General features: G+C 61.9%; 8 protein-coding genes. 3 read left to right on the top strand and 5 right to left on the bottom strand.

Annotation, left to right across the window (positions count from 1 at the left end):
• The 3 genes from IT350_19875 to IT350_19865 form a co-directional block, all read left to right on the top strand.
• Window positions 1–732, top strand: a 732-nt coding sequence (locus tag IT350_19875) for a PilT/PilU family type 4a pilus ATPase (GenBank protein MCC6160321.1), incomplete at its 5' end; no start/stop codon positions are given.
• Between the two features lie 15 nt (window positions 733–747).
• A complete protein-coding gene (locus IT350_19870) occupies window positions 748–1,977 on the top strand; it encodes a response regulator (GenBank protein ID MCC6160320.1) in 1,230 nt (409 codons plus the stop codon).
• A gap of 68 nt (window positions 1,978–2,045) precedes the next feature.
• Window positions 2,046–3,290, top strand: a complete 1,245-nt coding sequence (locus tag IT350_19865; GenBank protein ID MCC6160319.1) for a glycosyltransferase family 4 protein — start codon at window positions 2,046–2,048, stop codon at window positions 3,288–3,290.
• On the opposite strand, the gene IT350_19860 is transcribed toward IT350_19865, so the two are convergent.
• The 5 genes from IT350_19860 to IT350_19840 form a co-directional block, all read right to left on the bottom strand.
• Window positions 3,287–4,072, bottom strand: coding sequence for a hypothetical protein (locus IT350_19860; protein MCC6160318.1), 786 nt, complete (start codon window positions 4,070–4,072; stop codon window positions 3,287–3,289). The two genes, IT350_19865 and IT350_19860, sit on opposite strands and share 4 nt — an antisense overlap.
• Before the next feature lie 65 nt (window positions 4,073–4,137).
• Window positions 4,138–4,434 carry an STAS domain-containing protein gene (locus tag IT350_19855; GenBank protein ID MCC6160317.1) on the bottom strand — a complete coding sequence of 99 codons (297 nt, stop codon included), beginning with the start codon at window positions 4,432–4,434 and terminating at the stop codon, window positions 4,138–4,140.
• A gap of 62 nt (window positions 4,435–4,496) precedes the next feature.
• Window positions 4,497–5,636, bottom strand: a complete 1,140-nt coding sequence (locus IT350_19850; GenBank protein ID MCC6160316.1) for a SpoIIE family protein phosphatase — start codon at window positions 5,634–5,636, stop codon at window positions 4,497–4,499.
• A 777-nt stretch (window positions 5,637–6,413) separates the two neighbouring features.
• Window positions 6,414–6,974 (bottom strand): hypothetical protein, encoded by a 561-nt coding sequence (locus IT350_19845; protein ID MCC6160315.1) that lies wholly within the window; start codon window positions 6,972–6,974, stop codon window positions 6,414–6,416.
• A gap of 9 nt (window positions 6,975–6,983) precedes the next feature.
• Window positions 6,984–7,210: hypothetical protein (locus IT350_19840; GenBank protein MCC6160314.1), on the bottom strand; the 227-nt coding region annotated here is incomplete at its 5' end.

The raw sequence follows: 7,210 nt of genomic DNA, 5'->3' as shown, positions 1-7,210 counted from the left end.
CTGACGCAGCTCCACAAGGGGCTCGTGCTCGTGACCGGTCCGACGGGGTCGGGCAAATCGACCACGCTTGCCGCCATGATCGACTCGATCAACGAAAGCCGGCAGGTGCACATTCTGACGATCGAAGACCCCATCGAGTTCGTGCACAAGAACAAAAAGGGGCTCGTGAACCAGCGACAGCTCGGCGACAACGTGGACAGTTTTTCCGACGCGCTGCGCGCGGCGCTGCGCGAGGATCCCGACATCATCCTGGTCGGCGAAATGCGCGACCGCGAAACGATCGCTCTGGCCATCACCGCCGCCGAGACGGGCCACCTTGTCTTCGGAACGCTGCACACATCCAGCGCCACCAAAACCGTGGACCGCATCATCGACTCGTTCCCCGCCGACATGCAGGAGCAGATCCGCGTCATGCTCTCCGAATCGCTCAAGGGCGTGATCGCACAGGCGCTGCTGCCCAAGGCCGACGGCAAGGGTCGCGTGGCGGCCTACGAAATCCTTCTCGGAACGCCGGCCCTCTCAAACATCGTCCGCGAGAAGAAAACCTTCCAGATTCCGTCGCTCATCCAGACGAGCAAGGCGATGGGCATGCAGCTCATGGATCAGGCTCTGACGGATCTTCTCAAACGCCAGCTCGTCCGCCCGGTCGAGGCGTTTCTCGCTTCGGCCGACAAGAAGAGCTTCGAGAACTATCTGGACCCCGCCGCCCGCGCCGAATTGGGAATGGTTTAACGCCGGAGAAACGACGTGCGATACGACGACCCGGAGAAAACGCCGACCGAAACGCAGTCCGCGCGGGGCGTGATTCTTGTTTTGCAGACCACGCAGCAGGAATGCCAACTCCTCAAGGAGCCGCTTCGCAACGCCGGTTTCGCGGTCAAGACGACGACCGACGCCGAGGAGGCGATCGAATTCTATGAAAACCGGAAACCCGACCTGATCGTCATCCCCGCGTATCTGGTGAACGGCAGCAGCTACGCGTTTTGCCGGAAGATCCGCGACGAAATGCGCGATCGCACGACGCCGATTCTGCTCACCACGGCGCTCGTGTCGGGTCGGCTGATGATCGAGGCGCGGACCAAGTGGGGCGTCAACGACGTGGTCGTCATGCCGCTCACGGTGCAGCGGCTGTATCAAGCGGTGGGGCAGCTCCTCGGCGTCAATTTGATCCAGGAGCGCGAGCGCGAGGCGAAGTCTCCCAGCGGTACCGCCACGGACTTTCGTCTGCTCTCGCAATCCGCCGCGAAAAAGGCGATCAACCCGGTGGGCGACCTGCTCGATGTGCGCCCCGAGCGCGTGCTGCGACTCATGGCGCTCAACAAACGCACGGGCGTCGTCGAGTTTACATCGGAGCAATACGGAATCGCCCTGCACTTCCGCGAGGGCCTGCTCGGACACATCTCGTCGGGGCTCATTCCGGGACTGACGCTCGCCGACCACCTCGCGGCGACGCGCGACCTGCCCGCGGGCGTCATCAAAGACGCGCAGACGGTGGCGATCCGCACCCGGCGGCTGCTCGGCGAGGTGTTGCTGGAGATGGGCTCGATTCACCTGGCGGAACTCGAACTCGCGCTCCGGCGGCAGATGATCGAAAAGGGCGTCAGCGTTTTTGGTTGGGCCGGCGGCCGGTACGTCTTCAATAAAAAGGCACCCGAGATCCCCTCCGACACCTCCATCGCGCTCTCGGTCGAGGAGCTCATTTTCCGCGGCGTGCGGCGTTTCTTCCGCCCCGACGACATTGCGATCCTCTACCCGCGTTTCCACTCGACGATCTTCACCTTCGTGCAGGACAAGGGTTTTCGGATCGGCGACCTGCAACTGACGGACGAGGAACGCCGGGCGGTCTTCGCGATGACCGGACGCAATCGCGTGAACGATCTGCTCGACGTCACCGGCTGGTCGCTGCCCGAGCTGACCTCGATGATTGCCGCGCTCACGGCCCTGAAGATGGTCCGCGCCGCGGACACGGTCGCCTGAGGCCGAGCGAGACCTCCGGCCGAGCCTCGCGATTGTCCCCGACGGGCGGGCGGTGTTAACGTCGGCCCGTGCGTATCCTGATCGCATCCAATCGCTTCTTCGTCTCGGGCGGGCCCGAGCGCTATCTCTTCAATGTCCTCGGCGAACTCGAACGTCGAGGCCACCACGTCGTGCCGTTCGCGCTGCGGTACGCGCGTAACAAGCCGACGCCCTATGCCGCGGACTTTCCCGACCCACCGCTCGACGGAGAGTTTATCCGGCACGGCGATCGGCCACTGCGCGCGCTCGAAAAGGCCCGTCTGGCCGCGTCCGTCTTCCGCAACCCCGACGTGCGAAACCGGGCGCGCGAGGTGATGCGCCGTGAGCGGATCGAGGTCGTGTACGCGCTCCAGATCGCGCACTACCTATATCCGGAGCTGTTTTTCGCCGCGCGGGACGCCGGCATTCCCGTGGTCTGGCGTCAGTCGGATTTCCAGACCATTTGCCCCGCCTACAACTCGTTTCGCGATGGCGTACCGTGCCACGACTGCGATCGCGGCCTCGCCCCCGCCGTGCGTCATCGATGCCTCAAGGGATCGCTCGCCGTCACCGCCGCCCGCGTCGGCGCCATGACGGTCGCCCGCGTCCGGGGAGCTGACCGCATCCCGCGCACGTTCGCGTGCCCGTCGCGATATCTGATGGATCGTCTGCGCGGGTGCGGCATCGAATCGTCGCGACTCGCGCATCTGCCGACGCCGACGCCGTACATCCCGAACGCTCCCGGTGTGCCGCACGAGGACGAGCCGTTTCTGCTGGTCGTCGGCGGGCTCTACGAGGCCAAGGGGCCGCAAGTCGCGTTGGAAGCCGCGATGGGACGAAACTGGAAGCTCGTCGTCGCGGGGGACGACACCGGGGAGTTCGCCCGATCACTCAAAGTGCGCGTTCGCGACAAGGGCGCATCCAACATCGAATTCACCGGCGCACTGAACGACGACGCGCTCGGGCGTCTCTACCGCGATGCGCTCGCCGTGATCGTTCCGTCCTTGTGGAAGGAAAACGTCCCCAACGTCGTGCTCGAGGCACACGCCCACGCAACCCCCGTCGTCGCCTCGAATCACGGCAGCCTTCCCGAAGTCGTGCGTGACGGCGTCGACGGCCTGTTGTTTCCCCCGGGCGATGTCGAGGCGCTACGCCGATGCGTCGATGGGCTTCTGGACGACACGGAACGCGCCCGAATGTTGGGCCGGGCCGGACGCGAGCACGTGCGCGAGGAACACGACCTCGCACGTCACGTCGAACGGCTCGAAGATCTGCTTCGCGGTGGAATCGATTAATCGACGCGAATGACGGCGGGCCGCAGCCGTTCGAAAAGACCGGCGTTCAGGTCCGCCTGACCGTCGACCGGTTTCGAAAAATATTCCGGGTGCGTGAGATCGCTGGTCAGCACGGCGTAGATCTCGTATTCGCCCGGAGAGATGTTTATCCCCCCGATCTTCCAGAGGAACTCGTAGAAGAGCGTGTCTCCCGGCTCGAACGTCAGAACCGTTTCGTCATCCACGAGTCCCGGGACGAGCCCGCCGAACACGATCTCGCCGTTGCGAACCACCGCCATCGCCTCGATGGGCTTTTTCGAACTGCGGATTTCGTGCGGTTCGGTGGAAATATTCTCCACGGCGAGGGTGACGATCACGCTGTCGCCGAACGTGAAGAAATAGCCGTTGGTGGTGACGGTGAAGTCCAGCGCCCGTTCCAGCGTGATGTCCGGAAGCGGGTCGGTCGGAACGCCGTTCTCGATCTGAAACGACAGCTTCGCCGAATGGTGGTACGGATAGCGGGCCTCGAGCTCCCATTCGCCCTCGGGCAGGTCGCGCGGCAAGCGGTATAGACCGCCATCCGCGGTGAGCATCGACAGGTCGAGCTGGCCGAGAAGGATCTGGATCGATGCGTTGTCGCCCTGCCCCTCGAGCGTCGCACGCCCGGTGAGGATGTCCGCCGAATCGTTGGCGATGCCGTCGGTGTCGAACCCCGACAGTTCGTTGCCCCACTCGTCGGGGCACCCGACGGCGGCCAGGCACGCGAAAACGACGAGAACGATCGGGAGCCGCGCGAGTCTCATGGCGACATTGTCCGCACGCCGCCCGGACCGTGTCAAGGCGCGGCGGAGCGCGACGGGAGACACGCCTATTCGATCTGGAAGAGCGTATCGAGCCGCGTGATCTGAAAAAGCTTCCGGATGCGGTCGTTCACCTGGCTGAAGACGATCCGGCTCTGGGGGTGGCTCTTGTAGAACGTCACGAGCGCGCCGAGCCCGGCGCTGTCCACGAACTCCACGCGATTCAGATCCAGCACGACCCGTCGTTCACCGAGCCGTCCGACGTCCTCCAGCGAACGCCGGATCTCGTCCACGCTCGACAGGTCGATGTTCCCATCGAAGACGACATTCACCCCGTCTTCACCGCGAATCACTTCGGTCTTCACCTTCAAACCTCCTCATGTCGCACACGTCAACGCAATTCATCGGTCCAACGGTCATTCAATATTCACTTGGCGTCGTCCGCCCAGCAGGCGACGACCAGCACGTCGTCCACGAATTCCTGTTTGCCCGTCCGCTCGACCACCTTGTCCCAGACGCCCGCGCACCACGCGGCCGGGTCGTCCTTGGGCAGCGATTCCACGATCCGCGCCAGCCCGTTCGTCTCGATCTGCGCGCCGTGCGTGTCAAGCGCCTCGGTCACGCCGTCGGTGTACATGAGCAGCCGCGCCCCGTGCGCGAACTCCAGCGAGCCGGTTTCAATCAAAATGTCTTCCATCATCCCGAGAAAATGCCCGCCGCCCTCGATCACACGCACCGCTTCACCGTCGCTCACGAGGAGCGGTCGGGGGTGGGCGCAGTTCGCGTACTCGAAGACATTTCGCGAAAAGTCGAAGACGCCGTACACGCCCGTGATGTAGTGCCCGGCATCAAAGACCTGGCAGAGCGCGCGGTTGAGCGAATCGACGAGCGTGCGAGGCGCGGGCTCGCGCGAGGCCAGCTCGCGGAAGATCGACTTGACCATGAACGACATCATCCCGGCCTTGAGGCCGTGCCCCGTGACGTCGCCGATGAACAGGGCGATGCGGTTCGCGTCGATCCGGTACACGTCGAAAAAATCCCCGCCCACCAGCGAGCACGGGCGATACAGATACTGGAAACGCAGCGGCAGGTACTGGTCCGGGCTCGGCAGCATGGAGGTCTGGAAGCGCTCCGCGGCCTGCAGCTCGGCGTTCAGCTCCTCCGTCCGCTGGCGCAGCGCACGCAGGGCGCGGGAGCTTTCGATCGCGTTCTTGACCTTCGTCGGCAGCAGCACCTCGAGGGCGTCGCTGGACAGCGGCTTCGAGAAATAGTCGTACGCGCCCATGTTGAGCGCGCGCTTGATCGAGTCCATGTCCGAGAGGGCCGAGTTGACGATGACCGGGATCTCGCGGATCTCGACCGGCGCGGAGTTTTTCCACTCCAGAAAGCCGAATCCGTCGAGCTCGGGCATCATCAGGTCGAGCAGGATGATGTCCACCCCGCCCTGCTGGGCGATCTTGATCGCCTCGTGGCCGTTCGTGGCGTGGATAAACTCGTAGCCCGCCTTGGAGAGCGACCACTGCAGCAGCTTGCGGTTGAGCACTTCGTCGTCAACGAGCAGGATCATGCCGTCTCTTCAAACCTTCGCCGATCGCCGCCGGGGGGCGACGCGGGGCGCGGGCGTACGTGAGCCGTTTTTCGCGGGCCGGTACACCATTACGGCAAACGCCCGACGCGCGTCAACAAACGCGCGAAGACGCGTCCGCGTGGCGCCGGCCGTTGTCGCAACGTCCGGGCCGCAAACGCCAGTGCGCGGGCTGTCGCGTGTGGCGCGGGCGCCCCCGCCCGCGACGTGGTGCGGGCTGTTGTCGCGACGTCCGTGCCGAAAACGCCAGTGCGCGGGCATGGCGACGCCGCGCTGTCGGCGCCGCCGGTTCCCCAATTCCGCAACGCCATCGTGCGAAACCGCGTTCCCGAAATCACGGTCGACGAATTTTCGCGCCCTGTCACGACAGGTCGTCAACGCCTACACCAACGGCGTCCCAAAGCGAAAACGCCATGATTCCGAGGAGATAGAGGCTTATCTTAGTGCCATTCGATCGTGTCCCCGGAGTCCAAAAACAACTCATCCATGTCCAAGGATTCCCAGATTTCTATTTTGACCGTCTTCTATTGAGCATGAACATGTATAGAGATATTATACCTCCAACAATTCCACATCTAGCGGCCGCATCAGGCACACTTGACCAATTCAATGCATTCTCCGTTCTCCATGCTTCCCAAAAAATCGTTATTAAAACCATCAGGCAAATCGTCGCAAACAAAAAACTTATATACTTTACAATGATCAGCGAAAATTTCTTTATGCTGCTTAACCTGTTTTGTGTCATCGAATAGATCCGTTTTAAATGTTTTTTGGAAAAAGCATGGCGGCTTCCATGATGTAGAGCGCTAACGATAGGGTTCTGGAATCGAGAGGTACGCCAAATTTTGACGCAGATTGTTCAACTCGTGGAATTAAATACCCGTCAAGCGGCGGATAGAGACTCTCTGAACCTGGGTTGTGGGGATCGTCTTCTTTGCCATCGTCATCCGGAGGATCCTCAGGCGGATCTGTCGGCGTTGGTTCCGGTTCGGGTGTTGGCGTGGGCTCGTCTTCCTTGTCGTCTTTACCATGACCATCACGCCATCTTGCATACTCATAATTCAAAACAGTCCCCGCAACCACTAGCGCGATACCGAATACAACGTCAGCGGGCGTAAGATCTGTGCGCTGGCCACGCAACATTCCTGCTATTGAACCTGGAATTAGAATTTCTTTTCCGAAATTTGTCAAAGAAGGTGGTATAATCAAATTGCCCCCAATAAATGGCGATTCTACTCCCGGCTTTAACTCTTGCGGTCGTTCGCCGAGTTTTACTCTCGAAACCAAATCAGGAAACACTGCCTGATATTTCTTGGCCATTATATCCGCCTATCGAATGATGTTGCACGATTGGCGAGGAGTTACAACGAACTGATTTCGTCTCGGCACCGTCACCAACCACTGATTGTTGACCGGCATCGCGAAGCTGATCGCCTGCGCGCCGAGCAGCATCGAGCCCGATTCGAGCGAAACGCCGAAATACTCGTCGTTCTTGAAGAGCCCCGGGTTCAGAATCTTTACCGCCGCCTGATTCACAACGAAGGGATCGGGCGTCG

This window comes from Deltaproteobacteria bacterium, from assembly GCA_020845895.1.
Lineage (GTDB): Bacteria > Lernaellota > Lernaellaia > JACKCT01 > JACKCT01 > JADLEX01.
The sequence above is the reverse complement of the archived record's forward strand: the minus strand, read 5'-3'. Positions and strand labels throughout refer to the sequence as shown.